We start from the raw sequence: 25778 nt of genomic DNA, 5'->3' as shown, positions 1-25778 counted from the left end.
GTGAAATTTAATAAACTCATACCGCGTCATCAAAAGAAACGCGGACGGGTTACAAAGGCAAGGCAAGGAAATGGGGGAAAGCGGATTGATACGGGGTAGGTACTGATATGGCCCTGAAGGCAAGGCTTGATCTTCGTCAGTCACAGTCTCTTGTCATGACGCCGCAATTGCAGCAGGCGATTAAGCTGTTGCAATTTAACAATATCGAGCTTTCCAATTTTATTGATAGCGAGCTTCTGGAAAACCCGTTGCTGGAACGGGCCGAACCGGGGCAAACCTTTGCGCAAACCGGCGATGAAGCGGTTGGCAACGGTGAGCAGGGGATGGATGCGCGCGCGATTGACGATTTTCGCGACCGCGAGGATATGCGCGGCACCGACCGCCTTGCCAGCAGTGACAGTATGGGGAGTGAGGCCAGTAGCCCGCTTGATTGTGCAGCAGACGCCCTTTTTGACGGTGAAGGTGAAATCACATCCAATGGTGCGCCCGCAGGGGCCAACCATGACTATTCGCAGCCCTATGCCGGGGGTGGCGGGTCAATGTCCGGGGGGGATAGTGATGACCTGCCGGGGCTGGAACAGACCCTTGCCGATACCGTTAGCCTGCGTCAAAGCCTTGATGATCAGCTTAATCTGGCTTTTTCCACGGCTGTGGAGCGTATGATCGGCAGTTATCTGATCGATATGCTTGATGATAACGGTTATGTCAGTGGCGACCTGGCTGAAGTTTGCGAGTCTCTTGGTTGTGAAATGGCGCAGGTTCGTTCTGTGCTGAGCCGGATGCAGGGGTTTGAGCCGGTCGGGGTATTCGCCCGCAATCTTGCCGAATGTCTGGAGTTGCAATTGCGCGACCGGAACCGGTTTGATCCGGCGATGGCGGCATTGCTTAATAATCTGGAGCTACTGGCCCGTCGCGAATTTGACCGGCTGCGCCGTATTTGCGGTGTGGATGGTGACGATCTGGCCGATATGATTGCCGAAATCAGAACGCTGGACCCGCGACCAGGCCGAACCAGTGACGGTGAACCGGCAACACCGGTTATTCCCGACGTGCTGGTGCGTGCAGGCAATGCGGGTAACTGGATGATTGAACTTAACAACGATGCCTTGCCGCGTGTTCTGGTGAACGAAGAATATGCTGCAGTCATCAGCACAGGGATTCGCGGCCGGGAAGAAAAAAGTTTCGTCAACGAGCGGCTGCAAACGGCAAATTGGCTGGTTAAGGCCCTGCATCAGCGTGCCACAACGATTCTCAAGGTCGCCTCCGAGATTATTCGCCAGCAGGATGGATTCTTTAATCACGGGGTTTCGCACCTGCGCCCGTTGATTTTACGCGATATAGCCGAAGCCATTTCGATGCATGAAAGCACGGTGTCGCGGGTGACAAATGGCAAGTTCATGGCGACCCCTCGTGGCATATTCGAGCTGAAATACTTCTTCACCACGGCTATTTCATCTTCTGATGGTGGAGATTCCTATTCATCCGAATCGGTACGGCATCGGATCAAGTCATTGATAGATGGGGAAAATCCGAAAAAAATTCTATCGGATGATAAACTTGTCGAACTTCTGCAAAAGGAAGGGATCGACATTGCCCGGCGAACAGTGGCAAAATACCGGGAGGCAATGCGGATTCCGTCGTCCGTCCAAAGGCGGCGCGAGAAAAAAGCACAGGCCCGATAACGGCCTGATGCCAATAAACAATGCTTAAGGTATTGAAACATATTGGTGAATACCCAAATGTTGACTTGGCATTGGCGACGGAATATGGTGCCGCCACCTGATTGAAGGGCACCATTGTTCGCAGATGTACTGGAAGTCACTCAACTGGGGATAGGCGATCCATGCAGATTACAGTAATTGGCAAGCAACTTGACGTTGGCAGCGCTCTACGTGAACACGTCGTCGAGACCTTGGACCTTGCGGTAGAGAAATATTTCGATCATGCGATCGAGGCCACGGTAACGATTACCAAACAGGCTCATCTTTATCACACACAGATTTCGGTCCATGTCGGAAAGGGCATGCTGGTTCAGGCAAAAGCATCGGCAAATGAGGTATATCCTGCCTTTGATGCAGCTTGTGAGAAGGTGGCGAAACGGTTGCGCCGTTATAAACGGCGTTTGCGTGATCACCATACGAACCGTGATCAGTATGAAGATGCCTTGATGGATGCGCGTCATTACGTGATCCAGCAGGAAAATGAAGATCATTCTGATGACGATCATGTAAACGGCTTTGATCCGTTGATCGTTGCAGAAACACCCGATCGCATTGATACGCTCTCTGTTGGTGAGGCGGTCATGCGTCTCGATTTGGGGGATATTCCGGCGCTTATGTTCCGGAATGGCAAACATGGCGGATTGAACGTCGTGTATCGTCGGGCCGATGGCAACATTGGCTGGCTTGATCCGGCTGATGAAAAAGCCGGGGCAGCCTGACGAACGCGACCTCTGGTCCAAACAACGCAACGCGAAAGATGGACATTTCAACAATTCTCTCCCCGTCAGGGGTTATTCCGGCATTGCGTTCCGGTGCCAAGAAGGCTGTTCTCGAAGAACTCGCAGAAAAAGCCGCCGAGGTAACCGGACGTGACGCAGGGCAGATTTTCTCTGTTTTGCTTGACCGTGAAAAGCTGGGCAGCACCGGCGTTGGTGGTGGCGTGGCGATTCCGCATGGAAAGCTGGGCGATCTGGACCGGCTTTACATGGTATTTGCCCGTGCGCAAAATCCGATTGAATTTGATGCTGTCGATGAACAGCCTGTCGATCTGTTTTGTATGCTGGTAGCCCCTGAAGAGGCCGGTGCCGATCACTTGAAAGCTTTGGCACGTATTTCCCGGTTGCTGCGCAATCAGGGTATGTGTGAAAAGCTGCGTGGGGCTGCATCGGCTGATGCAATCTATGCATTGCTGACCCAGGACGAGGCCGAACAGGCCGCCTGAAAAATATAGCTTTGACCGGGCCCGGATAAATCGGGTTTGGCAACGAAAAACCCCCGCTTTGAAAAAAGCGGGGGTTTTGTTTTTCAAAGACGGTGCGAAAGGCGCCTATACCAGCGTGGGCCTTGTTGGGGGCGCGAAATTGACCGTGCTGTAGGAAAACAGCACAGGCCCGGGGTTTTGTTACCGGGCTGTTGTTTTGGCGGTTCCGGATTTCGGGTTTTCAACATCGGTCAGGCGGCCTGCCAGCACGACCAGAAGTAAAACCGGTAATCCCAGAATGGCCGTACCAATGAAAAAGGCCTGGTAACCAACCGCATCAACCGCCGTTCCGGAAAACCCGGCAATGACCTTGGGAAACAGGGTCATGATGGAACTGAAAATGGCATATTGCATGGCGGTAAAGGAAATGTTGGTCAGCCCGGACAAATAGGCGATGAAAGCAGCCGTTGCCAGGCCACCCGACAGATTATCGGCCATGATCACCACGGCAAACATTACTGTATTGGCGGGAATTTGCGCCATGACGGCAAACAGGATGTTGGTGATGGCTGATAGCAAGGCACCCAGAAACAATACTTTGATCACACCGTAGCGCACCGACAGGACCCCCCCCAGGAAACTGCCGGCAATGGTCATGAACAGGCCAAATGTTTTTGATACAGCTGCGATCTCTTCCTTGGAAAAGCCGATATCGGTGTAAAACACATTGGCCATGACCCCCATAACAATATCGGCAATGCGATAAAACCCGATCAATGCCAGAACAACGATGGCGACCTTGCCATAGCGGTCGATGAAATCCTTGATCGGGGCGACATAGGTTTCACGCACCATCTCGCGCGGGGTTATCCCCGCCAGGGTGGTCGCCCAGGCAACGGCAATTGCCAATATCACCGCGACAGCCAGTTGCAAGGTACCGGTTAGAAAACCGGCCAGTTCTTTGGTCATGCCGCCGTTAACCATCGCCGTTTTCATCGGTTCAACCGCATCGCCAACATAGATATTTGCCGCAATGAAGGTGATGATGGTCAGCGCGAACATCAGCAGGAAGCGGATATAGTCGCTGGTGTGGTGGAAATATTTGCTGTCCTTGCGCACCACCGTGGGTTCACTGACCAGCAAGGTTGTCAATACCCCCACACACATCGCCAGCGCCATGCAGCCATAGGCCACACGCCACGCCAGGGGCTGGTAGGTGCCTTCCCCTTCGATCAGTGCGGCGATGGTCAGCGCGCCTGCACCGGCCACAATCATGCCAATGCGATATCCGGCGATATAGGCTGAACTCATCATGGCCTGCAAATCGGTATCGACAGCCTCGATACGATAGGCATCAATGACAATATCCTGTGTTGCCGAGGCAAAACCAAGGGCCACGGCCGCAAAGGCCATCATGGTCAGATTGTGGGCCGGGTCGGTCAGGCCCATCCATAATATGGCGCCAATGATGGCGGTTTGCGCAACAATCAGCCAACTGCGACGTCGGCCCAGGGTGGTGTGAAGGATCGGCAGGGGGAGACGGTCGATTAAAGGTGCCCAGACGAACTTGAAGGAATACCCCAGGGCCGCCCAGCTGAAATAGGTAACCGTCGCACGTTCCACCCCGGCTTCGCGTAGCCAGATCGACAGCGTAGAGAAAATCAGCAAAATGGGAATTCCGGCGGAAAACCCCAGAAACAGCATCGTAATAACCCGCGGGTTGGTCAGGGCGCGAAACGCCTCACCCCAGCTGCGTTTGGTGTGGCTATTCATTTTTCCCCCTGAATATCCGGCTGCCTTTTGCAGACCATATGGTGCCATCAGTTAAAGAATGCCCAAAGCGTCGCAAGATCGTAGTTAAAATATGACAGTTATTCGCGGGCAGGAATGCAACAAGGCCGGTCCAATAGGGACCGGCCTTGTCAGAAGAACGAATGAAACGTCGTTTAAGCGGCGTTTAGTCTTTCTTGCGGCTTTCGCGCTTGCGGATATTCGGATCAAGGTGCAGCTTGCGAATACGGATGCTTTGCGGGGTCACTTCGACCAGTTCGTCGGTCTGAATGTAAGCAAGGGCTTCTTCCAGGCTCATCTGGCGCGGCGGGGTCAGGGTGATCGCATCATCCTTGCCCGATGCCCGAACGTTGGTCAGCTTTTTGCCCTTCAGGATGTTTACTTCCAGGTCGTTGTCACGGTTGTGTTCACCAATGACCATGCCCTGATAGACGCGTGCGCCCGGCTCAATAAACATCATGCCGCGATCTTCAAGACCCCAAAGCGCATAGGCAACCGCATCGCCCTGATCATTCGAGATCAGAACGCCGTTACGACGCCCGGCAATGGCACCCTTGACCGGGCCATAGGAATGGAAAACACGGTTCATAACGCCGGTACCACGGGTATCGGTCAGGAATTCACCATGATAGCCGATCAGGCCACGTGACGGGGCCAGGAACAGAATACGGGTCTTGCCACCACCCGATGACCGCATGTCGGTCATTTCGGCTTTGCGCAGGCTCATTTTTTCAACGACGGAACCGGCATATTCTTCGTCAACGTCAACCTGAACTTCTTCAAACGGTTCAGATAGAACGCCGTCGATTTCCTTGATCAGAACGCGCGGACGCGAGATCGACAGTTCATAGCCTTCGCGGCGCATGGTTTCGATCAGAACGCCCAGCTGCAATTCGCCACGACCGGCAACTTCGAAGGCATCCTTGTCTTCGGTTTCGGTCAGCTGAATGGCAATGTTGCCTTCAACTTCGCGTTCGAGACGCGAACGGATCATACGCGAGGTAACCTTGTCGCCTTCCTGGCCGGCCAGCGGCGAGTTGTTGACCGAGAAGGTCATCGCCAGGGTCGGCGGATCGATCGGCTGGCTTTTGATCGCAACTTTAACGTCGGCAGCACAGATGGTGTCGGCCACGGTGGCGTCGGTCAAACCGGCAATGGCGATAATGTCGCCTGCTTCGGCTTCTTCCTGCGGCACACGATCCAGACCCCGGAAACCCATCAGTTTCGAAAGGCGCCCGGTTTCAACGGTGCCGTCACCGCGCAGAACCTTAACCGGCATGTTCAGTTTGGCACGGCCCTGTGCAATACGGCCGGTCAGAATACGACCCAGGAAGTTATCGGCATGAAGCATGGTGGCGATCATGGCGAACGGGGCGTCCACTTCGGCTTTCGGGGCCGGAACATAGCTAAGAACCAGATCCATCAGCGGGGTCAGGTTTTCTTTCGGGCCTTCGGGGTTTTCAGCAGCCCAGCCATCACGGCCGGATGCATACAGAACCGGGAAGTCCAGCTGTTCGTCATTGGCTTCAAGCGAAACGAACAGATCGAAAATTTCGTCAAGCACTTCTTCAGCGCGCTGGTCCGGACGGTCGATCTTGTTGATGATCACGATTGGCTTCAGGCCAAGTTTCAGGGCTTTACCCAGAACGAACTTGGTCTGCGGCATCGGGCCTTCGGCCGAGTCGACCAGCAGAACAACACCATCAACCATCGACAGAATACGTTCGACTTCACCACCGAAATCGGCGTGGCCAGGGGTATCGACGATGTTAATGCGGGTTTCCCCCCACTGAATCGCGGTCGGCTTTGCCATAATGGTAATGCCGCGTTCACGTTCCAGATCGTTGCTGTCCATCGCGCGTTCATCAACGCGCTGGTTGTCACGATAGACGCCGGACTGGCGGAACATGGAGTCAACCAGGGTTGTTTTACCGTGGTCAACGTGGGCGATAATGGCGATATTGCGCAGCTTCATGGGCGCGGACTCCGTATAACATGCCGCGCGCCGGTCGTGCCAAGCGCATCGGTCAGAAACAAGATTGGGCGATATATATTGTGAAGGCGGAGTGCTGCTCGCTTACGTCGCGGCGCATCACCTGCCTTGCAAATGCCAGAGTGCTTGATTTGTTAAAAATACAACACAGACGCCGGGTACATGCGCCATTGGCCGCAGATTGTCAATGCTTTGCAACTGCGAAATGACGGGCATGTGCGGATTAGCGGCGTATTTCTGCGGGACGGCGCGTTTGTTGCCGTCCCGTGAAATTTTGTATTTGCAGTTGCTTAGGCCGGAATGGCCCCCTGGCACAGGGTTTTAAGGTCTGCGTCCGGGCGTGCCCCCATATGCGAAATGATCTCGGCTGCACAGATCGATCCCAGACGCCCGCAGGTGGCCAGATCGAAACCCTGTGTATAGCCGTAAAGGAATCCCGATGCAAAAAGGTCACCGGCGCCGGTGGTGTCAACGACCTTGATTACCGGTTCGGCCGCAACCTCGATAACGGAATCGCCCGAAACAATAACCGAGCCTTTTTCACTGCGGGTCAGGGCGGCCACCTTGCAGTGGCGACGGACTTCAATCAGGGCTTCGTCGAAGGTGTCGACTTCATAAAGCGATTTAATTTCGTCTTCATTGGCGAAAAGAATATCGACATGGTTATGAACCAGATCGCGGAATGAATCGCGGTGACGATCAACACAAAAAGAATCTGACAGCGTGATCGAAACCTGGCGGTTGGCTTCATGGGCAATTTTTGCGGCCAGAACGAAGGCTTCCTTGGCTTCGTCGCGGTCCCACAAATACCCTTCCATATATGTGACCTTTGCCGACTTGATCAGCTCGGCATCAATGTCGTTCGGTCCCAGTTCGGTGCAGGCGCCCAAAAAGGTGTTCATGGTGCGATGACCGTCCGGGGTCACAAAAATAAGGCAGCGCGCAGTTGACGACCCGTCACTGGCAGCGGCTGTATCAAAGCTGACGCCCATGGCGCGAATGTCGTGGCGAAATACCGACCCCAGTTGATCATCACGGACTTTGCCAATATAGGCACCTTTGCCCCCCAGGGCTGCAATCCCGGCCAGCGTGTTACCCGCCGACCCGCCAGACATTTCGATGCCCGGCCCCATTTCCGTATAAAGCGCATCGGCGGTGTCGGTGTCGATCAGGGTCATCGCGTTTTTAACCAGCTTCAGACGGGTCAGGTCGTCTTCGGTGCAATGGGTCAAAACATCGACGATGGCGTTGCCAATTCCGACAACATCAACTGTGGGTGCGCTCATCTATGGTTCCTGCTGGTTGGGTAATGGGGCCGGTAAGATCGCCCGGTAATTTGCGCGGCAGTATAATGGTTCGGACCCGACGTGCAAGTTTTGCGACCGTTGCGCAGCCGTTTGTTTTAAGGGATGTCCTTAAAAACAAAACTTCATATGTTGTTTTTCAGGCGCCAAACCGGTTCGACAGCGGATCGGTTTTGGCATCTTTTCGCGCGATGCTGCAATGACCGGTGTGGTCTTTATCAAAAGTGATGATGGCTTTGAGTGCGCAAAATATCGTCGGGCGCCAGGCAAAACCCCGCAGAAATCCTAATGTTCATGTGACTGCATTAAGTACTGTATTTTTTTTGTTAAATCCCATAATTTGCACCAAAAACATATTGATTAAGCATTTTGAAGATAATCTGATCCCAAATATCAGGCCATTTCTCGGCTGTTTGGTGTCATTCCCAACTAATACCGACTGTTTTGTACGTCTTTAGGATTAATCAGATAACTATAAAATATATCGATATAGAGTTATTTAACAAATTCTATATCGATAAAAATCCAATTTTGCGTCTGGCACATGGCACATCTGGCTTGACAGGAAATTAGATGATATAAAATTAGATGATATATCATCTAATGAGGATGGCATTGTGGTTTCCAATCCGGATTTACCCAAAACCAGTTTTGGCCCCATGCTGGCACAGGCTGCCCGGCAATGGCGACGGGCCGTTGACATGGGCTTGCAACCCTTTGGCCTGACCGAGGCAACATGGTTACCGCTTGTGCATTTGGCGCGCGCGCCCGAACCCTTGCGGCAAAAACAACTGGCCGAAGGATTGATGCTTGATGGGTCAGCGGTCGTGCGGCTGCTGGATTGCCTGCAAAAAGATGGCCTGATTGATCGGCAGGAAGAGGCCGGTGACCGCCGTGCCAAAACCATAACAATTACCGGGGCAGGACGTGCGATGGTCGAAAAAGTCGAAATGGCCGCGGCCAATGTCCGTGAACATGCCCTAAGCGGTGTCAGCCCCGATGATATCGCCACAACTTTGCGTGTGTTGGCCCATGTTGCGCGCCAAACCAAAGGTGGGGCCGCGTAGAATGGACAGGATTTCGTTAAGCTCTGACGGCGACCCGGCCGACTGTCCCGAAGTGTGTTCTAAACATTCTGATATCGAAACAATAAATCGAAATTCGGATGCCGGTATCGCCTGGCAAGATAATGTACAACCTGTTGGCGCGAAAAACGGTCAACGCAGCGTCCAAAATACACAACGGCACGGAGATGAAAAATACACAGGGGGTGTCGCGCAGGCCAAACAGGGGTTGAAAACCCGGGCCGCACCACTTTGGCTGCTTGCTCTGGTAACGTTTAGCGGCACACTTGCGATGCATATCTTTGTTCCGGCATTGCCATTGGCCGCGGCTGACCTTGGTGCCGATGCCGGTGCCATGCAAATGACGATCAGCATTTATATTTTGGGGCTGGCAGTTGGCCAGCTGATTTACGGGCCGGTATCGGACCGGTTCGGGCGTAAGCCGACTTTGTTGGTCGGGCTTGCATTATATACTGTTGCAGGTGTCGGGGCGCTTTTGGCACCGGAAGTCCATTGGCTTATTGCAGCGCGGTTGTTTCAGGCGCTGGGCGGGTGTGCGGGCCTGGTCCTGGGGCGTGCCATCGTGCGCGATACCTGCGCGCCCAAAGAAGCAACCCGGCGGCTGGCCCTGATGAATTTGATGGTTACATTGGGTCCCGGGTTTGCACCATTGCTTGGTGGTTTGATGGCCGGCGATCTTGGCTGGCGCTCGGTGCTGCTATTTTTATGCGGGCTCGGGGTGATCAACGTTGTTCTAACCTGGCGGCTTTTGCCGGAAACCGGCGGGAATGCCATGGCGAGCGAAGGGCTGGCTGTGGTGCGCAATTATTTCAGCTTACTGCGTTCACCTGCTTTTTTGGGCTATGCCATTGGCGGGGGCTGCGCCACCACGGCGATGTACGCCTTTATTGGTGCCGCACCGTTTATCTTCGTGCATCAGCTTAACCGGCCGACCAGCGAAATTGGACCATATCTGGCAGTTTTGATTTTGGGCGTCTGGTTTGGCAGTTTGCTGGCAGGTCGGCTGATCCGCCATGTGCCCTTGCGCCGGTTGCTGGTGGTGGCAAATCTGGTAAGCGTTGCCGCGGCTTTTTCGCTGCTGGCGGTCGTTTTAACGGGCAATCTGACAGTGATTAATGCCATCGGTTTAATGTTTTTGTTCACTCTGGGCGCTGGAACGGCATCGCCCGCCGCCCTGACCGAAGCCATAAGCGTTAATCCGCAGGTTATTGGCTCGGCGTCCGGCCTTTATGGCAGCACCCAAATGGCGGTTGGCGCAATTTGTACCGCTCTTGCCGGGCTTGGTGATAATCCGGCGCTGGCGGCGGCGCTTGTTCTGTCCGCGGCGGGCGTTGTGTCGCAAGTGTCATTCTGGATTGCGCTGCGCCGTTCGGCATTACCTCAGCCGGAATAGTTTGAAGTTTTAACAGGACGGGCTGGCGCGAAAGACCGGTTTGTATTCGCGTAAAGGCGCGAATTTCTGGTGTTTTCAACTGGCTAACGATCCTTGCCTTAATGCCGAATTTTCGGAACGAACATTTTGCCAAATATAAATTAGGAAATTTTATTTAATGCTATTTTGCTTTAATTTGAGTTATTTTTAATAATTAAATTCTTATAGATTATGTCTGATGATCTTGGTGAGATATGTGAATAATTGTTAAAGGCCGTTTCATGCCTGCAAAATATTTGCTAATGCCGCGATGTGTTTCTGACGCAGAATCAACCAGCTACGCTGGCGAAGGGTCATCAGGTGTTTTGTCCGCCGATGGTTTTGTCGGATGAAACTGTATAACGGTTTCGTCGGCATCGGGGGACGATGAGGTTTCTGCGTGTGTGTCGTCGGGTTTTATGCCGGCAATTCTGTCGCGCAATTCGGCTGCAAGGCTGCGGATGCGCTGGTGATGGCGCTGATCATGGTTAAGGGCCAGAAATTTCTCGAAGGCGGCCAGTGCCTTTTCATCATTGTTAAGGCGGGCGTGAAGTGTTCCGGCCTGATGCCATAACCCGGCTTCATCCGGGGCAATGATCAGGCAGCGTTCAAGAATGGTTGTGGCATAGGCAAGGTCACCACTGCGAAGGGCCCGGACCTTGATGTTATTTTGCAGGCGCAACAAAATCGTTCTTTCGTTCGCCTCGCGGTAATGTTCGGGCTGTAGTTCGGCATCCAGTCCCTGAAAGGCTTTCAAAAGTTCACGCAGTTCGGCGGCACCTAAAACAATACCATTGTGAAACGGGTCAATCAGTACCCGTTCCCCGTGGGCTTCAAGGCGCAACAGGAAATGACCGGGAAAATCGATGCCGGTCATATCAAGGCCGCAACGCGTTGCCGCATGTAAATACAACAGTGCCAGTGCCACAGGCAGGCCACGTTTGCGGTCAATCACGCTCATCAGGTTGGCGTTGTCGGTATCGTCGTAATTTTCCTCGTCGCCCTGATACCCATGATATCCGGGAATGACATGTTGCAGGGCAATTGCCAGGTCCATCACGCGCGGCGAACTGCCGCCTGCTCCGGCGGCATCGGCAATGCTGCGCTCCAGGTCGGCACAAATGTCATCAAGCCGGGCCAGATAAGGCGAAATATCACGGTCGGTCTTGTCCAGACTGGCAAAATGCAACGCTGCCTCGGCCGCTGTCGCGTCAGGATATTGTCCTTGCGCATACGATTCCAGCCACCGCAAAGCCGATTTCTGACGATCTGTTTCCGGGATGACGCCTGTGATTTTCAAGTCCTCTTGCGTGTAGGGTCGTCTTTTAAACGAACGAAACTGACAACCTTTTTAACATAACTCGTCGCACGCACATGCGAAATAACCCGATCAAGCTCGTCCTTGTTCTGGGCGATCCCCATCAGGTAAACAGTGCCGTCAACGGTTTCTATATTGTAGTTAATCGCATAAACGCGGCTGTCAAACATCAGCGCGGTTTTTATGCGCGTACTGATCAAAAGATCGTTGGCCGCATCAATCAGGCCAACTTCCTTGCCAACCTTTAATTGGTTGATCACGCGTTTTACACCATCGGTTTGCCACGCGGTTTTTACAGCTGTCATTTCGACATCGGCAGTGGGAACGTATCCCGCCAGCAATACTTCGCCTTCGACCACTTCAATTTCGATATCGACAAACATCTGCTTGTCGATTTCCAGATATTTGCGCCATAAATTGGCGTTGATGGCGTTATCACTGACCGAGTTTTTAAAGCCCCGTTCCTGCATCGCAGCGACACCGGCAGTGGCACCGGCCCCTACCACCAGCGATGTGCAGCCGCCATTTGCCAGCAAGGCAGCGCCCAGCAAAAGGCAAGCGCCCAGACGTGCAGGAAATTTGTGCCTGTTATATTTTTGTCCCGGGTCATGATGATTGCCCGGTTTGGAAATAGACGTCATTGAACTACCTGTCCGCCCCATTGCAACGCTTACTATGGGCCACGGATGTTAAGGAGTTTTAAAAAAGCAGGGTATTGCAGGGGGTGTTGATGCTGTTTGGCGGGTTTTTTGGCCTAAAAACAGTCTTTTGATGGTTAATTCCACCACTTTTAAGCTGGCCTTGCCTGTTTTCGGGTGGCGACGGGTGACGATGAAATAATACGCCTTGATCCTTGCCTGATCCTACGGAGCCCATTGCCAGCAACCGCATCACGGTTATGTTTAGTGCATCTTTCGTGTCCGTGTGTGGATCTGCCCGGGGCGCTACCGTGTGGTAAGTTGCCTGTTCGGGGCTGGTTTTAAAACCGCGGCACTCTTTCTTCCCCGCTTAAGAAAGGACCGAACCGTTGCAATATAACAAACTTGGTCAAACCGGGCTTTTTGTCTCGGAACTGTGCCTGGGCACCATGACCTTTGGCGGCCAGGGCGAGATGTGGCAAAAAATCGGCAAGGTTCAGCAAGGTGATGCTGATCAGCTGGTGAAAACCGCCCTTGATGCCGGAATCAATTTTATTGATACCGCCAATGTCTATGCAGAAGGCAAATCGGAAGAAATTACCGGTCAGGCCCTGAAAAACCTGGGGGTGGCGCGCGAAGATGTGGTGGTTGCCACCAAGGTTTTTGGTCGTATGGGGGCTAATGTCAATTCCACCGGGGCCTCGCGCCATCACATCATGGATCAGGCCAGGGCCAGCTTGAAACGGTTGCAGCTCGACCATATCGACCTGTATCAGATTCACGGGTTTGATACCGCAACACCCATTGAAGAAACGCTGGATGCGTTGGATACCCTGGTGAAACACGGGCATGTTCGCTATATCGGCGTGTCAAACTGGGCTGCGTGGCAAATTGTAAAGGCACTGGGCATTTCCGAACGCCATCACCTGGCACGGTTTGCGTCACTGCAGGCTTATTACACATTGGCTGGGCGTGACCTGGAACGCGAAATTGTACCGATGTTAAAGTCGGAAAATGTGGGTCTTATGGTCTGGAGCCCGCTTGCCGGGGGATTGCTGAGCGGCAAATATGACCGCGATAACGAAACCGATGGCGAAGGCCGCCGGGCCAGTTTCGATTTTCCGCCGGTAAACCGCGACCGCGCCTATGACTGTATCGACACAATGCGGGTTGTTGCCCGGGCGCATGATTGCAGTGTGGCGCAAATTGCTCTGGCGTGGTTGCTGCATCAGCAAGCGGTGACCAGCGTTATTGTCGGGGCAAAACGCACCGAACAGCTTGAAGATAATATCAAGGCAACCGGCATCAAACTGACCGGCGCCGACCTTGAAGCCCTGAACGCTGTCAGTGCCTTGCCGGTAGAATATCCGGGCTGGATGCTGGAACGTCAGAGTGGGTATCGCAAGGGCTGATGTGCCTGATTGCAGATAAATCTATTCTGTTTACAGTCGGCGGGCAGCAATGCCTGCCGATTTTGTTTCAGGGTAATATCTGGGGTCATATTACGGGGCAATCAGCGGCATGGACGGGCTTTGGTGTGGTCGGATCATATCGGCCCAACGGCCCGGTGTAATGCCAAAGGCCTGTTTGAAATGGCGGTTGAGGTGGCTTTGATCGGCAAAACCGGTTTCAGCCGCAATACCGGCCAATGGTTCGCCTTGCGCGATCAGGGTTTTGGCGCGCTGTAACCGCCGCATGACCAGAAACCGGTGCGGGGTGGTGGCAAAACAGGCCTTGAACTGCCGGATCAGGGTATAGCGATCCAGCCCGGTAACGTCTTCAAGTTCCGCCGAGGTAACGACATCATTGATGTTGGCTTCCAGGAACTGGCGCGCACGTTCCATGCGGGTGGTTGCAAGGTTTTTGCTGCGGCGAATCGGCTGTTTCGCGTGGCGCGACAGCCCTTCGGCGATTCCGCATACCAGTTGATCAATCAGCAATTCATCAAGGTCGCTGTCAAGATGGGCCAGCATTTCAAGCAAGGTAGCAGACAGGGCCGGGTCCGAAAAAACCGGCTGGGCGACAAAGGGTAAACTACCGGCATTTTCACCCAGCCCGCGCCGTAATAATGACGGTTCCAGATAGAGCATCCGATAACGCAAACCGGCTTCGGTGCCGGCCCCGCCATCGTGGATTTCATCGGGGTGCAGGACGATGATATTGCCTGGCTGGCTAAATTGTTTGGCCCCTCGATACGAAAATGTTTGCACCCCGTGCAAGGTTACCCCCAGCGCATAGGTATCGTGGCGATGCGGGGAAAACATATCGCCGTAAAACTGTGCTTCTATCCGTTCAATGCCGGGCAGGGCCGGGGCGGTTAAAAAACGTTCGCGGGTGGAAAGATTGCACAAACGTTCAATACCGGCGCTATCGGGGGAGGTTACAAGCGAAGTCATCTTTTCCCCTTTCATTAGCTATGCGGATTATGACGTTCATGTTTGATACCAAAGTTGCCATTGTATTGCGAAACGACCTTGAAAGCTGGCAGTCGCTAAATGTGACAGCCTTTTTGATGAGCGGTATTATCGCAAAATTTCCCGAAATCATCGGCGAAGATTATGTGGATCGCAACGGCAATAAATACAATCCCATGTCGGTGCAACCCGCCATCGTGCTGGCAGCCGACCAGGCAACATTGGGTAAAATCCACAATCGCATCATTGATCGTGGCGTTCCGGCCTCGCTTTATATCGAGGAAATGTTTTCAACCGGCCATGACGCCGCCAACCGCGAGGTTTTTGCGCAATTTGCCCCGGATGATGCCAAAGTGGTTGGCATTGCATTGCGGGCGGAAAAACGGGTGGCGGATAAAATTGTCAAAGGGGCCAAAATGCACCCCTGACCCTGACATCCTGTTCTGCGATTATCGCCTGCACGTATTTATGACCCCATCCAGACATTGATATGATGGCGGATGCGGCACCATGGTTGCACCGTCATCACATCAATGCGCATGTCGCCATCATGGCCGTTTCGGGCGGCAAATCCTTGCAGGCTGCGGGCAATGCGGCTTTGTTGGCGCGGGGTAACCGCAAACAGGGCCGCATTTTCAGAGGTGCGGTGTTTGACCTCAATGGCAACTAGAATGCCTGATTTTTGCGCGATGATGTCAATTTCGCCGCCCATACCGCGATAGCGCCGTGCCAGAATGCGGTATCCCTTGATCGATAACCACAAACAACACAGGCTTTCGGCCCGGCGACCGGCCTTTTCGGCAAGGGCTCGGGATGATCTTTGGTCCGGGTTGCGGGTTTGGCGCCGAGGGGATTGGCCCATGGCGCCTAGCTATCCTGCCCCAGTTCCAGGGCGCGGTTATAAAGATCGCGTTTTTTAAGGCCGGTTTCGCGCGCCAGAATATCGGCTGCATCCTTGGTCCGGTTGCTTTGCAACAGCACCCGCAACCGGTCGTCGACTTCATCGGCCGAGGGCTCATTTGATCCTGCCGGTGCCGGGCCAACCACAATTACGACTTCGCCTTTGGGCGCACCGGCCTCGTCATAGTGCGCGGCCAGGTCTGCCAGTGTGCCGGGCCGGACTTCCTCGAACAGTTTGGTCAGTTCGCGGGTAACGGCAGCGGGGCGACTTTCCCCCAGGCAATCGGCCATGTCACGCAGGCAGGCCGCCAGGCGTTTGGGGCTTTCAAGAAAAATCAGCGAGCCGGGAATGGGGGCAAAGCGGGTCAGTTCTTTTTGCCGCGCCATCGATTTGGGCGGTAAAAAACCGCCATAAAAGAAATGGTCGCTGGGCAGGCCCGATAAAATCAGCGCGACAATCGGGGAACAAGCCCCGGGGGCCGTCGTTACCGTATGGCCTGTCGCCTGACAGTCACGCACCAGTTTGTAACCCGGATCATTGATCAGCGGGGTTCCGGCATCGGAAATCAGGGCAATGGCCTGGCCTTTGCCAAGCCTGTCCATGATTTCGGGGCGCATTTTTTCGGCGTTGTGTTCGTGATAGGCAATGCGTTTGGTCTTTATGCCGAAACGTGACAAAAGCTTGCCTGATGTGCGGGTGTCCTCGCACAAAATAATTTCGGCCCGTTTAAGGATATCGACCGCACGAAACGTAATATCGCCCAAATTTCCAATTGGAGTAGCAACCAGATAAAGCCCGGCCGATAATGGCAAGGTTTTGTCATTCCTTGTTTGATCCGGTTTACTTGCCGGATCGCCCGCATTACCCTGCGAAGAAATAACGCCATTGGGAGGTGAAGAGAGTGGGTTTTCCGAAACTTCATCCGTCTGCGACGAGGAACGGGAATTCGGCGTGGCGCCGGTTTGCGTGCCGGACGGCATCTGTGTTGGTCCTTTCGCTGGGGCTGGGCGCGTGCAGTTCGAACCTGACTAGCACGGATTCACAGCGTGAGCCAGCGCCTGTTGTTACCAATAATGGCCCTGATACGGCCACGCGTGCGCCCAATCAGGGGCTGATTGGTGAACCCAGCCCGTTTGACGGCATGCCCGGTGACGGGCAGGTTCTGTCGGGTCTTTATAATGATGAAGCCGCCACCACCGATAAACGGGTGGCCTTGCTTTTGCCATTGTCGGGCCCCCACGGCGATTTGGGGCGGGCGATGCGCCACGCTGCCGAACTGGCCTTGTTTGATGCTGCTGCTGACGACTTTGTGTTGATGCCAATCGATACCGAAGCCAGTTACGATGGCGGACGACTGGCGGCACAAAAGGCGATCAATGCCGGAGCCAAACTGATTTTGGGTCCGTTATTTTCCGACTCGGTCCGCGGTGCCGGTGAAATCGCCAAACAGGCCAATGTGCCGGTTTTGTCGTTTTCCAATAATATCCGCGCCGCCGAACCCGGTGTGTGGGTAAACGGCCTGTCGCCCGAAGACCAGATCAAACGTGCTGCGGCCTATTCCATTAGTCAGGGCAAATACCGTTTTGCTGCCCTGTTGCCGCAAAATGAATATGGCCGTCAGATTTCGGCTTCGCTTGACCAGATCATTACCAGTGCCGGTGGCACCATGGGCCAGGTGGCTTTCTATCAGCCTGGCAGCGATGCGATGGAACAGACGGTTAAGAATTTTGCCCAGTATGATCAGCGCCACGGGGCTTTGCTGGCGCGTAAACGCGAACTGGGTGCGGCTGGCGACAGTGCGTCCCAGCGGGCCCTGCAGCGGCTTGGCGGGCTGGATACTTTAGGAGATCCGAATTTTAATGCCTTGATCCTGCCGGCAACCGGTGGCGATTTGCGTCAGGTATCGGCCCTTTTGGCTTATTACGATGTTGATCCGGCTAATGTGCAATATATCGGCACCTTTGGCTGGAATGATTCCAGCCTGTTTGCCGAACCGGCCTTGAATGGCGGGATTTTTGCTGCACCTGAACCGGGCAACTGGAATGCCTTTTCCAGCCGTTATCGTAAAACCTTTGGGGTTGAACCACCACGTATTGCCAGCCTGTCATATGACAGCACGGCACTGGCCGCTGTTTTGGCCGGGTCGGATAGCGGTATTACAATGGCGGGCTTAACCAATGTTACCGGCTTTTCAGGTATTGACGGTGTCTTTCGCCTGAATGCCGATGGCCGAACCCAGCGCGGTTATGCCGTGATGCAAATTTCGCGTAGCGGTGTGAAAATGATCAGCCCGGCCCCGGCATCCTTTGATGCGGTATTCTGATTTGAAAATGGCCGACGCGCCCTAATCACCTGAATGACTGATAAACACCCGCCCGGTTATTCCGTGGCGGGTGTTTTTTCTTTGAAGTTGCACAGATCGCTGACTATGCAGTCAGGGCAGCGCGGGCTACGAGCCTTGCAAATATAACGGCCATGCAAAATCATCCAGTGGTGCGAATGCTGTAAAAACCGTTTGGGAATTTTCTTTTCCAGCGCCTTTTCCACAGCCAGCGGGGTTTTGCCCTTGGCCATGCCCGTTCGGTTGCCCAGGCGGAATATGTGGGTATCGACGGCAATGGTCGGTTCGCCAAAGGCAATATTGCGCACCACATTGGCCGTTTTGCGACCGACACCGGGCAGTTCTTCCAGCGCGTCCTGATCATTGGGCACAACACCGCCGTGTTTTTCGACCAGAATTTGCGCTGCCGCCATAATGTTTTTGGCTTTGCCTCGATACAGGCCAATCGTGCGCACATGGCTGATCAGGGCTTCTTCGCCCAGATCGAGCATATCTTGCGGGGTGGCAACAATTTCAAACAGCTTTTTGGTGGCCTTGTTCACCCCGACATCGGTGGCCTGTGCTGATAAGGCCACAGCGACCAGCAATGTATAAACATTGGTGTAATCCAGTTCGCCCTTTGGTTCCGGGTCGGCATCGGACAGGCGCTGGAAAAATTCTTCTATGGCGGCTTTGCTCATCGGGCGGGACGTCGGAAGGGACATGGCTTTCTGCTTTTTAATGGCGTTATGGCAACGGGCGGGGCAGCCTTGGTATGGGACTATTTATAGGATGTGCACACGGGAAGGTCGAATTTTGTTTGCGATCAGGCTGGAGTGATTCCAGAATTCACGGCATCATATTAGGTGCTGCCTGATTTACATAAGGTTGTTGGGCTGGTGTCAGGCTGAAAATAGCAACCACCAAACCGGAACAGGGCCGGGCCCCGTCGTAACCCGCCGGGCTGCCATGCCGCTGGCTGCATCCGGGCGCAGGACGTTAAATAATGCCGCGCATACCGCGTATCGAAAAACCGGTTTTTAAAACCGATCTTCACCCCCGGCGTTCCCTGACGCGGCGCGGGGCACGCAGGCTTGTCTGGTGTGTTGGGGGTGTTACATCATCTTTGGGGGTGTTGTTCTGGTCGATGGGGGCATGGCCGATTGCCGGTTTTATGGGAATTGACGTTGCGCTTTTGTCTTTTGCTTTCCATTTGAACTTTCAGTCGGCCCGGTGCGGCGAAATGATTGAACTGCGCCGCAATGTTTTACGGCTGACACGAATATCGGCCCGTGGCGTGCGCGAGGAATTTGATTTTCAGACCTACTGGTTACAGGTGGTGATGAAACCCGGCGATGCGACGCGCAGTATTCTGGTATTACGCAGCCATGGCCGTGATACGGAAATTGCCCCGTTTTTGCCTGAAGATGCCAAACAGGAACTGGCAAACACCCTGCGCGAAAAACTTTTGATCTGTCGGGGCGGGCTGCCAGTTTGACGACGGTGTGAAAAAAGGACGATGGCGTGTTGTATGGGGAAATCGCACAAACCGGCCCGAAATGCCGGGAAATGCTGTTGTCTGGCGGTGCTTTATGGCCAGTTATGGGCAGACTGCGGCGGTTTAAGACGAAAAAACCCTAAAGAATCCCCATTTTCACGGCTTGCGACTTTGTTTTGACTTTCATATATAGGTGCGCGGGGTGATTGCCCCGTGGACAAAACGCTATTACAACCATTGGTCCCAGGAGGTCCTGCGCGGCGCTTCAAGGCGAAGGCTGCGGGACGGGCCGGCCGCTAAAAGAGGAACGAATTATGGGCAAGATTATCGGTATTGACCTAGGCACCACCAACTCCTGCGTTGCAGTGATGGATGGTAAGGAAGGCCGGGTTATTGAAAACAGCGAAGGCGCACGTACAACGCCGTCGATGGTCGCTTTCACCAATGATGGTGAGCGCCTTGTCGGTCAGCCGGCAAAACGCCAGGCTGTGACCAACCCGGAAAACACCCTGTTTGCGATCAAGCGCCTGATCGGCCGTCGCATGGGCGACCCGGAAGTCGAAAAAGATAAAGATCTGGTACCGTACAAAATTGTTGGCGGTGAAAACGGCGACGCATGGGTCGAAGTTAACGGCGAGAAAATGGCCCCGAGCCAGATTTCCGCGATGATCCTGCAGAAAATGAAAGAAACCGCCGAAGCCCATCTGGGCGAGCCGGTAACCGAAGCGGTGATTACCGTTCCGGCATATTTCAACGATTCGCAGCGTCAGGCCACCAAGGATGCCGGTAAAATTGCCGGTCTTGAAGTCAAGCGTATCATCAACGAACCGACCGCTGCTGCCCTGGCTTATGGCCTGGACAAAAAAGAAGGCGGCACGGTTGTTGTTTATGACCTTGGCGGTGGTACCTTTGACGTCTCGGTTCTGGAAATCGGCGATGGCGTTTTTGAAGTTAAATCAACCAATGGCGATACCTTCCTGGGTGGTGAAGACTTCGACAAACAGATCATTGATTATCTGGCTGACGAGTTCAAAAAAGAACAGCAGATCGACCTCCGCAAGGACCGTTTGGCCCTGCAGCGCCTGAAAGAAGCTGCTGAAAAAGCCAAGATCGAACTGTCATCTTCGATGCAGACCGAAGTTAACCTGCCGTTCATCACGGCTGACCAGTCCGGTCCGAAGCACCTGAATGTCAAGCTTAGCCGTGCGAAACTTGAAGCACTGGTTGGGGACCTGATTGATCGCACCATCACGCCGTGTAAAGCCGCGTTGAAGGATGCCGGTATTTCGGCTGGTGAAATTGATGACGTGATCCTGGTTGGCGGCATGACCCGTATGCCGAAGGTTCAGGAACGCGTTAAGGAATTCTTTGGTCGTGAACCGCACAAGGGTGTGAACCCGGATGAAGTTGTGGCCCTTGGTGCTGCCATTCAGGGTGGTGTCTTGCAGGGTGACGTCAAAGACGTTCTGCTGCTGGACGTAACCCCGCTGTCGCTGGGTATTGAAACCCTTGGCGGTGTGTTCACCCGCCTGATCGACCGTAACACCACCATCCCGACCCGCAAGTCGCAGACCTTCTCGACCGCGGAAGACAACCAGACCGCTGTGACCATTCGTGTGTTCCAGGGTGAACGCGAAATGGCCGCTGATAACAAGATGCTGGGGCAGTTCGACCTGGTTGGCCTGCCGACCGCGCCGCGTGGCGTACCGCAGATCGAAGTCACCTTTGACATCGATGCCAACGGTATCGTCAACGTTTCGGCCAAGGACAAGGCGACCAACAAGGAACAGCAGATTCGTATTCAGGCATCTGGCGGTTTGTCGGATGATGAAATCGAAAAAATGGTCAAGGATGCCGAGTCTAACGCGGACAGCGACAAAAAGCGCAAAGCGCTGGTCGAAGCCCGCAACCAGGCGGAAGCCCTTGTTCATTCGACCGAGAAGAACATTGCTGAACATGGTGACAAGGTTGACGCCAACACCAAGTCCATGATCGAGGATGCCCTGGCGGCCCTTAAGGAAGCCAAGGACGGTGAAGATCCCGAACTGATCACCACCAAGATCAATGAACTTCAGCAAGCCGCCATGAAACTTGGCGAAGCCATGTATCAGGCCCAGCAGGCAGAAGAAGGCGGTGCAGATGCATCGGATTCTGCTCAGAAGGCTGACGATGGCGTTGTTGATGCCGACTTTGAAGAAGTCGACGACAACAAAAAAGACAAGTAAGGCGACCGGTGCGGTCGTCTAGGCACGCCGCCCTGTAACTCGTGACGGGCCGTTCAGCGCAGCAGAAAAATGTGCGGACGGCCCGCCCGTATTTCCGGAGTAACGGATGGCGAAACAGGATTATTACGAGCTTTTGGGCGTGAGCAAGGATGCCAGCGCCGCCGAGCTCAAAAGCGCATATCGTAAAATGGCAGTGAAGTTCCACCCGGATAAAAACCCGGGTGATACCGCTGCGGAAGCAAAATTTAAAGAAGTCAGCGAAGCCTACGACGTGTTGAAGGACGCCGATAAACGCGCGGCCTATGACCGGTTCGGCCATGCAGCCTTTGAACAGGGCGGTGCAGGTGGCGGTGGCCCGTTTGGCGGCGGCGGCTTTGGTGGTTTCGGCGGTGGCGGCGGCGGATTTGCCGACGTATTCGACGAAATTTTCGGGGCCATGGGCGGCGGTGGCCGTCGGGGTGCTTCGCCCAATCGCGGGGCGGACCTGCGCTATAACATGGCGATTTCGCTGGAAGATGCCTTTAATGGCAAAAAGTCCGAAATCACCATTCCTGGTTCAGTTCAGTGCGATGCCTGTGATGGTAGTGGTGCTGAATCCGGGTCGCAGCCGGTAACCTGCCCGACCTGTAACGGGCATGGCAAGGTGCGCGCCCAGCAGGGCTTCTTTACCATCGAACGCACCTGTCCGTCCTGTCATGGCCAGGGCAAGATCGTTAAAAACCCGTGCAAGGTTTGCCACGGGGCAGGTCGTGTTGAAAAACAGAAAAACCTGCAAGTCACGATCCCGGCCGGGGTCGAGGATGGCACGCGTATTCGTCTGGCGGGGGAAGGTGAAGCCGGGGCGCATAATGCACCTTCGGGCGATCTGTATATCTTCCTTGATATTCAGCCGCATCGCTTTTTCCAGCGCGAAGGGGCAAATCTGCTGTGCCGGATTCCGATCCCGATGACCAAGGCTGCCCTTGGCGGAACGATTGAAGTTCCGACCATTGAAGGCACGCGCACGCGCATCAATATCCCGGCAGGGACCCAGTCCGGTCAGCAATTGCGGTTGCGCGGCAAGGGGATGACGGTGCTGCGTTCGCAGGCGCGCGGTGACATGTTTGTCGAGGTCAGCGTGGAAACGCCGGTTCATTTGTCGGAACGGCAAAAAGAATTGCTGCACGAATTTGACGATATTTCCCGTGAAGAAGGCAGCCACCCGGAATCCGAAGGGTTCTTTTCCAAGATGAAAGAAATCTGGAAAGACCTGACGGACTGATCGGGCTGATGATCAGATTAATAAAACAACCCCCGACACAGCAATGTGCGGGGGTTGTTTTTTGCCTGTTTTGCAGGCTTACGCCACGGCATTATCCCAAAAAATCAGGGCGTGATGGGCGGCGGCACCGGCGCGGACCCCGTTGCCAACGGCCAACCCGACCGATCCAGCCCCGACAGCGGCATCACCACAGGCAAAAACACCGGGGATGGTTGTTTCCATCATGGCATCGATTTTGATGAATGGCCCCAGTGGCCCCTCCTCAAAGGCGCACCCCAACTGGTGCGCAAGCGGGCTGGTGATTTCGGTACGGGTTTGAATTAACAAACCCGCCAGATCAATTTTGCGGCCATCTTCAAGAATGACAGTCGCATTATCGCCCGTAATTCCGGCGATGCCGGTGCGTTCAAGCGTGACATTGCGCCGTGCCAGTTGTGCCAGCTGGGTTTCATCAGGATCAAATGCATGGTTAAGAAAAAGGGTGGTTGGCCCCCAGTCGGGCAGCATCAATGCCTGATGCATGGCGAGGCCGGAGCTGGCAAGAACCCCCATGGGTTGCCGGTTTAGTTCATAACCATGACAATAGGGGCAGTGAAAAACCGCCTTGCCCCAGCGTTGGGCAAGACCGGGTATATCGGGCAAGGTATCTTTGACGCCTGTGGCAAGGATCAGGGTCCGGCTGGAAAATGTGTCGCCGTTTCCGGTCGTGATTTCAATAAGACGGTCTGTGCGCCGGGCCGTAACCGCAAGCTCATTTTTCCAGGTAAGGGTCTCATATTTCATAAGCTGGGCGCGGGAATCGGCGATGATGTCGTCAGGGGCGCGGCCATCCTGGCCCAGAAAACCATGCGAATGGCTGGCAAAACGGTTGCGGCGCAAATTGCCATCCAGCACCAGAACATTTTGCCGGGCGCGAACCAGTTGCAAGGTGGCGGACATCCCGGCGAAGCTGCCGCCGACGACAATAACATCGAAATCATGTTCCATGATGTGTCCTTTCAAAGTGGAAAATACGGGAAAGCGGCCCGCAAGTTTTACGTAACTTATGAAGTTTCATAATTGGAAAAATGAAAGCACGTCAAGAAATTTTGTAACTTTGTTTGTTACATGTGGCGAAATTTGCTAAGAAAACGTGCAACGCCGTAGGAGATTTGGCCAATGAGACAGGACCATCGTTTGTCGCGAATGTTGCATGTGCTGATCCATCTCGATCGTCACCGCAAACACGCAACATCCGAAGAAATTGCCGAAATGTTGCGCACCAACCCCGTTGTTGTGCGCCGGACTTTGGCGGGCTTGCGCAAGGCTGGTTTGGTGGCGTCGGAAAAAGGCCATGGCGGCGGCTGGCGGCTGGCGCGCGGGCTGGGTGAAATTACGCTGCGCGATATTTATACGGCCTTGGGGGAACCACCCTTATTTGCCATCGGCAACGCACAGGATAACCCTGTTTGCTTGGTGGAAAAGGCGGTTAACAGCGCGATTGATCATACCCTGGAACAGGCGCAGGCCCTGATGATGGACCGGTTTGCGACCATTACATTGGCCGATATCGCCGCTGATTTTGATAAAAGATTACTCGATTACCCGGTCGAAGCGCGCCGGTTCGGGCATGTTCGCGACCATGATAAAACCGGTTCCTGACCCGACATCGTGTCGATATTGATACCCGTATCAGCAACGGGATTTATGACTTTGCGGGTCTTGCCGGTCGCGATGATGCAGGCCATGCCCGGACAAAATCGATAAAGGCGCGTAACGGGGAGGGCACCAGTCGCCGCCCGGGATAATATAGTTTGGGACCGGGAAAAGACGGCCACCAGTCTGGCAAAACCGCAACCAGTGTCCCGTCATCGAAATAAGGCTGAAGCCAGTCTTCGAACAGGTAAATGATCCCGATGCCTGCTTTGGCCACCTCTACTGCCAGGTCGGTGCCGCCACCGGGCCGCATGATGAAGGGTCCGTTTACCGCAATTTCAATCGATTCGCCGTCTTTTTCAAATTCCCACGCAAACATGGCACCACTGGCAAAGCGACCGCGAATACAGGCATGATCCAGCATATCCTGCGGGTGTTGCGGGGTGCCATACCGGGCCAGATAGGACGGGGCGGCAGCCGCGGCAAAGCGCTGTTTACGTGGCCCGATGGGCACAGCGATCATGTCCTGTTCCAGCCGTTCGTCGTACCGAATACCGGCATCGCAATTTTCCGCCATCAGATCGACAAAGCTTTCCTCGGTGATGATCTCAAGCTGGATTTCGGGATAGCGGGCCAGAAAGGCCGGGACGATTTCGGGCAGGGCCAGCCGGGCGGCACTGACGGGAATGTTTAACCGCAAGGTGCCTGCGGGGCGATCCCGATAGCCATTCACCACATCCAGCGCATTGGCAACTTCGCCCAATGCCGGTTCCAGCCGGGCCAGCAGGCCATTGCCCGCCGCTGTCAGGGCGACACTGCGTGTGGTGCGGTTAAACAACCGAACCCCCAGGCGTGTTTCCAGGCGTCGAATAGCATCGCTTAAGGCCGATGCACTGCCGCCACTGAGCCGTGCGCCTTCGCGAAAGCCGCCCGCCCGTGCAACGGTAATAAAAGCGTTTAAGTCGCCCAGATCCACATTCATTGTTCGATTTTCCGTACAAGTTGTTCTGATTGTGCCTGATTGAAGATCAGTGTTGCAAGCACTAGGTGTTTAGTCCCGGC

General features: G+C 54.4%; 23 protein-coding genes. 12 read left to right on the top strand and 11 right to left on the bottom strand.

Annotated elements, in window-relative coordinates:
- Positions 1-107: 107 nt before the first annotated feature.
- The 3 genes from rpoN (at position 108) to ptsN (ending at position 2943) form a co-directional block, all read left to right on the top strand.
- Positions 108-1682, top strand: a complete 1575-nt coding sequence (gene rpoN, locus THS27_RS22425; RefSeq protein ID WP_085594671.1) for an RNA polymerase factor sigma-54 — start codon at positions 108-110, stop codon at positions 1680-1682.
- A gap of 161 nt (positions 1683-1843) precedes the next feature.
- On the top strand, positions 1844-2440 hold the full coding sequence (gene hpf / locus THS27_RS22420; protein WP_085594669.1) for a ribosome hibernation-promoting factor, HPF/YfiA family: 597 nt from the start codon (positions 1844-1846) through the stop codon (positions 2438-2440).
- A gap of 38 nt (positions 2441-2478) precedes the next feature.
- The gene (gene ptsN, locus THS27_RS22415; protein WP_085578630.1) at positions 2479-2943 is read left to right on the top strand and encodes a PTS IIA-like nitrogen regulatory protein PtsN; all 465 of its coding nucleotides are present in this window, start codon (positions 2479-2481) and stop codon (positions 2941-2943) included.
- A 180-nt stretch (positions 2944-3123) separates the two neighbouring features.
- On the opposite strand, the gene THS27_RS22410 is transcribed toward ptsN, so the two are convergent.
- From THS27_RS22410 to THS27_RS22400, 3 genes are all read right to left on the bottom strand, one after another.
- A complete protein-coding gene (locus THS27_RS22410; RefSeq protein ID WP_085594667.1) occupies positions 3124-4695 on the bottom strand; it encodes an MFS transporter in 1572 nt (523 codons plus the stop codon).
- A 184-nt stretch (positions 4696-4879) separates the two neighbouring features.
- Entirely contained in the window at positions 4880-6688 is a 1809-nt protein-coding gene (gene typA / locus THS27_RS22405; RefSeq protein WP_085594665.1) for a translational GTPase TypA, read from the bottom strand.
- A gap of 308 nt (positions 6689-6996) precedes the next feature.
- Entirely contained in the window at positions 6997-7992 is a 996-nt protein-coding gene (locus THS27_RS22400) for an adenosine kinase (RefSeq protein ID WP_085594663.1), read from the bottom strand.
- Between the two features lie 635 nt (positions 7993-8627).
- Between THS27_RS22400 and THS27_RS22390 the strand changes: the two genes are divergently transcribed.
- Positions 8628-9077, top strand: coding sequence for a MarR family winged helix-turn-helix transcriptional regulator (locus THS27_RS22390; protein ID WP_210402984.1), 450 nt, complete (start codon positions 8628-8630; stop codon positions 9075-9077).
- 226 nt (positions 9078-9303) lie between these two features.
- Complete coding sequence (locus THS27_RS22385) at positions 9304-10488, top strand: multidrug effflux MFS transporter (RefSeq protein ID WP_246833066.1); 1185 nt, start codon at positions 9304-9306, stop codon at positions 10486-10488.
- A 316-nt stretch (positions 10489-10804) separates the two neighbouring features.
- Here the strand turns inward: THS27_RS22385 and THS27_RS22380 are convergent, their stop codons facing one another.
- Positions 10805-11806, bottom strand: coding sequence for a SirB1 family protein (locus tag THS27_RS22380; RefSeq protein ID WP_246833065.1), 1002 nt, complete (start codon positions 11804-11806; stop codon positions 10805-10807).
- On the bottom strand, positions 11803-12465 hold the full coding sequence (locus tag THS27_RS22375) for a BON domain-containing protein (RefSeq protein WP_085594657.1): 663 nt from the start codon (positions 12463-12465) through the stop codon (positions 11803-11805). Before THS27_RS22375 ends, THS27_RS22380 begins: the two co-directional genes overlap by 4 nt.
- Before the next feature lie 386 nt (positions 12466-12851).
- On the opposite strand from THS27_RS22375, the gene THS27_RS22370 reads away from it, so the two are divergent.
- Positions 12852-13874, top strand: coding sequence for an aldo/keto reductase (locus THS27_RS22370; RefSeq protein WP_085594655.1), 1023 nt, complete (start codon positions 12852-12854; stop codon positions 13872-13874).
- 90 nt (positions 13875-13964) lie between these two features.
- Here THS27_RS22370 and THS27_RS22365 read toward each other — a convergent pair whose 3' ends face one another.
- Positions 13965-14858 carry an AraC family transcriptional regulator gene (locus THS27_RS22365; RefSeq protein WP_085594653.1) on the bottom strand — a complete coding sequence of 298 codons (894 nt, stop codon included), beginning with the start codon at positions 14856-14858 and terminating at the stop codon, positions 13965-13967.
- Positions 14859-14896: 38 nt separating this feature from the next.
- On the opposite strand from THS27_RS22365, the gene THS27_RS22360 reads away from it, so the two are divergent.
- Positions 14897-15304, top strand: coding sequence for a DUF2000 family protein (locus THS27_RS22360; protein ID WP_085594651.1), 408 nt, complete (start codon positions 14897-14899; stop codon positions 15302-15304).
- A 38-nt stretch (positions 15305-15342) separates the two neighbouring features.
- Here the strand turns inward: THS27_RS22360 and THS27_RS22355 are convergent, their stop codons facing one another.
- Positions 15343-15738 carry a YraN family protein gene (locus THS27_RS22355; RefSeq protein WP_085594649.1) on the bottom strand — a complete coding sequence of 132 codons (396 nt, stop codon included), beginning with the start codon at positions 15736-15738 and terminating at the stop codon, positions 15343-15345.
- A 5-nt stretch (positions 15739-15743) separates the two neighbouring features.
- On the bottom strand, positions 15744-16757 hold the full coding sequence (rsmI, locus tag THS27_RS22350) for a 16S rRNA (cytidine(1402)-2'-O)-methyltransferase (protein ID WP_085594685.1): 1014 nt from the start codon (positions 16755-16757) through the stop codon (positions 15744-15746).
- A gap of 2 nt (positions 16758-16759) precedes the next feature.
- Between rsmI and THS27_RS22345 the strand changes: the two genes are divergently transcribed.
- Positions 16760-18100 carry a penicillin-binding protein activator gene (locus THS27_RS22345; RefSeq protein WP_246833064.1) on the top strand — a complete coding sequence of 447 codons (1341 nt, stop codon included), beginning with the start codon at positions 16760-16762 and terminating at the stop codon, positions 18098-18100.
- A 56-nt stretch (positions 18101-18156) separates the two neighbouring features.
- On the opposite strand, the gene nth is transcribed toward THS27_RS22345, so the two are convergent.
- On the bottom strand, positions 18157-18798 hold the full coding sequence (gene nth, locus THS27_RS22340; RefSeq protein ID WP_085594683.1) for an endonuclease III: 642 nt from the start codon (positions 18796-18798) through the stop codon (positions 18157-18159).
- 305 nt (positions 18799-19103) lie between these two features.
- Here nth and THS27_RS22335 point away from each other — a divergent pair, with 305 nt between their 5' ends.
- The 3 genes from THS27_RS22335 (at position 19104) to dnaJ (ending at position 23081) form a co-directional block, all read left to right on the top strand.
- Complete coding sequence (locus THS27_RS22335; RefSeq protein ID WP_085594645.1) at positions 19104-19595, top strand: DUF2244 domain-containing protein; 492 nt, start codon at positions 19104-19106, stop codon at positions 19593-19595.
- Positions 19596-19909: 314 nt separating this feature from the next.
- Positions 19910-21820, top strand: coding sequence for a molecular chaperone DnaK (dnaK, locus tag THS27_RS22330; protein ID WP_085594643.1), 1911 nt, complete (start codon positions 19910-19912; stop codon positions 21818-21820).
- Between the two features lie 106 nt (positions 21821-21926).
- On the top strand, positions 21927-23081 hold the full coding sequence (dnaJ, locus tag THS27_RS22325) for a molecular chaperone DnaJ (protein ID WP_085594641.1): 1155 nt from the start codon (positions 21927-21929) through the stop codon (positions 23079-23081).
- Positions 23082-23159: 78 nt separating this feature from the next.
- On the opposite strand, the gene THS27_RS22320 is transcribed toward dnaJ, so the two are convergent.
- On the bottom strand, positions 23160-24068 hold the full coding sequence (locus tag THS27_RS22320; RefSeq protein WP_085594639.1) for an NAD(P)/FAD-dependent oxidoreductase: 909 nt from the start codon (positions 24066-24068) through the stop codon (positions 23160-23162).
- 171 nt (positions 24069-24239) lie between these two features.
- Between THS27_RS22320 and THS27_RS22315 the strand changes: the two genes are divergently transcribed.
- Entirely contained in the window at positions 24240-24722 is a 483-nt protein-coding gene (locus tag THS27_RS22315; protein WP_085594637.1) for an Rrf2 family transcriptional regulator, read from the top strand.
- A gap of 43 nt (positions 24723-24765) precedes the next feature.
- Here the strand turns inward: THS27_RS22315 and THS27_RS22310 are convergent, their stop codons facing one another.
- Positions 24766-25698, bottom strand: coding sequence for a LysR family transcriptional regulator (locus THS27_RS22310; RefSeq protein WP_085594635.1), 933 nt, complete (start codon positions 25696-25698; stop codon positions 24766-24768).
- Between the last annotated feature and the right edge of the window lie 80 nt (positions 25699-25778).

It is taken from the genome of Thalassospira sp. MCCC 1A01428, assembly GCF_002115825.1.
Taxonomy (GTDB): Bacteria; Pseudomonadota; Alphaproteobacteria; order Rhodospirillales; family Thalassospiraceae; genus Thalassospira.
The sequence above is the reverse complement of the archived record's forward strand: the minus strand, read 5'-3'. Positions and strand labels throughout refer to the sequence as shown.

Bases quoted from the DNA above. Each gene is read 5' to 3' on its own strand.
- rpoN (WP_085594671.1), top strand. From the start codon at position 108: ATGGCCCTGAAGGCAAGGCTTGATCTTCGTCAGTCACAGTCTCTTGTC.
- hpf (WP_085594669.1), top strand. From the start codon at position 1,844: ATGCAGATTACAGTAATTGGCAAGCAACTTGACGTTGGCAGCGCTCTA.
- ptsN (WP_085578630.1), top strand. From the start codon at position 2,479: ATGGACATTTCAACAATTCTCTCCCCGTCAGGGGTTATTCCGGCATTG.
- THS27_RS22410 (WP_085594667.1), bottom strand. From the start codon at position 4,695: ATGAATAGCCACACCAAACGCAGCTGGGGTGAGGCGTTTCGCGCCCTG.
- typA (WP_085594665.1), bottom strand. From the start codon at position 6,688: ATGAAGCTGCGCAATATCGCCATTATCGCCCACGTTGACCACGGTAAA.
- THS27_RS22400 (WP_085594663.1), bottom strand. From the start codon at position 7,992: ATGAGCGCACCCACAGTTGATGTTGTCGGAATTGGCAACGCCATCGTC.
- THS27_RS22375 (WP_085594657.1), bottom strand. From the start codon at position 12,465: ATGACGTCTATTTCCAAACCGGGCAATCATCATGACCCGGGACAAAAA.
- THS27_RS22365 (WP_085594653.1), bottom strand. From the start codon at position 14,858: ATGACTTCGCTTGTAACCTCCCCCGATAGCGCCGGTATTGAACGTTTG.
- THS27_RS22360 (WP_085594651.1), top strand. From the start codon at position 14,897: ATGTTTGATACCAAAGTTGCCATTGTATTGCGAAACGACCTTGAAAGC.
- THS27_RS22355 (WP_085594649.1), bottom strand. From the start codon at position 15,738: ATGGGCCAATCCCCTCGGCGCCAAACCCGCAACCCGGACCAAAGATCA.
- rsmI (WP_085594685.1), bottom strand. From the start codon at position 16,757: ATGCCGTCCGGCACGCAAACCGGCGCCACGCCGAATTCCCGTTCCTCG.
- nth (WP_085594683.1), bottom strand. From the start codon at position 18,798: ATGAGCAAAGCCGCCATAGAAGAATTTTTCCAGCGCCTGTCCGATGCC.
- THS27_RS22335 (WP_085594645.1), top strand. From the start codon at position 19,104: ATGCCGCGCATACCGCGTATCGAAAAACCGGTTTTTAAAACCGATCTT.
- dnaK (WP_085594643.1), top strand. From the start codon at position 19,910: ATGGGCAAGATTATCGGTATTGACCTAGGCACCACCAACTCCTGCGTT.
- dnaJ (WP_085594641.1), top strand. From the start codon at position 21,927: ATGGCGAAACAGGATTATTACGAGCTTTTGGGCGTGAGCAAGGATGCC.
- THS27_RS22320 (WP_085594639.1), bottom strand. From the start codon at position 24,068: ATGGAACATGATTTCGATGTTATTGTCGTCGGCGGCAGCTTCGCCGGG.
- THS27_RS22315 (WP_085594637.1), top strand. From the start codon at position 24,240: ATGAGACAGGACCATCGTTTGTCGCGAATGTTGCATGTGCTGATCCAT.
- THS27_RS22310 (WP_085594635.1), bottom strand. From the start codon at position 25,698: ATGAATGTGGATCTGGGCGACTTAAACGCTTTTATTACCGTTGCACGG.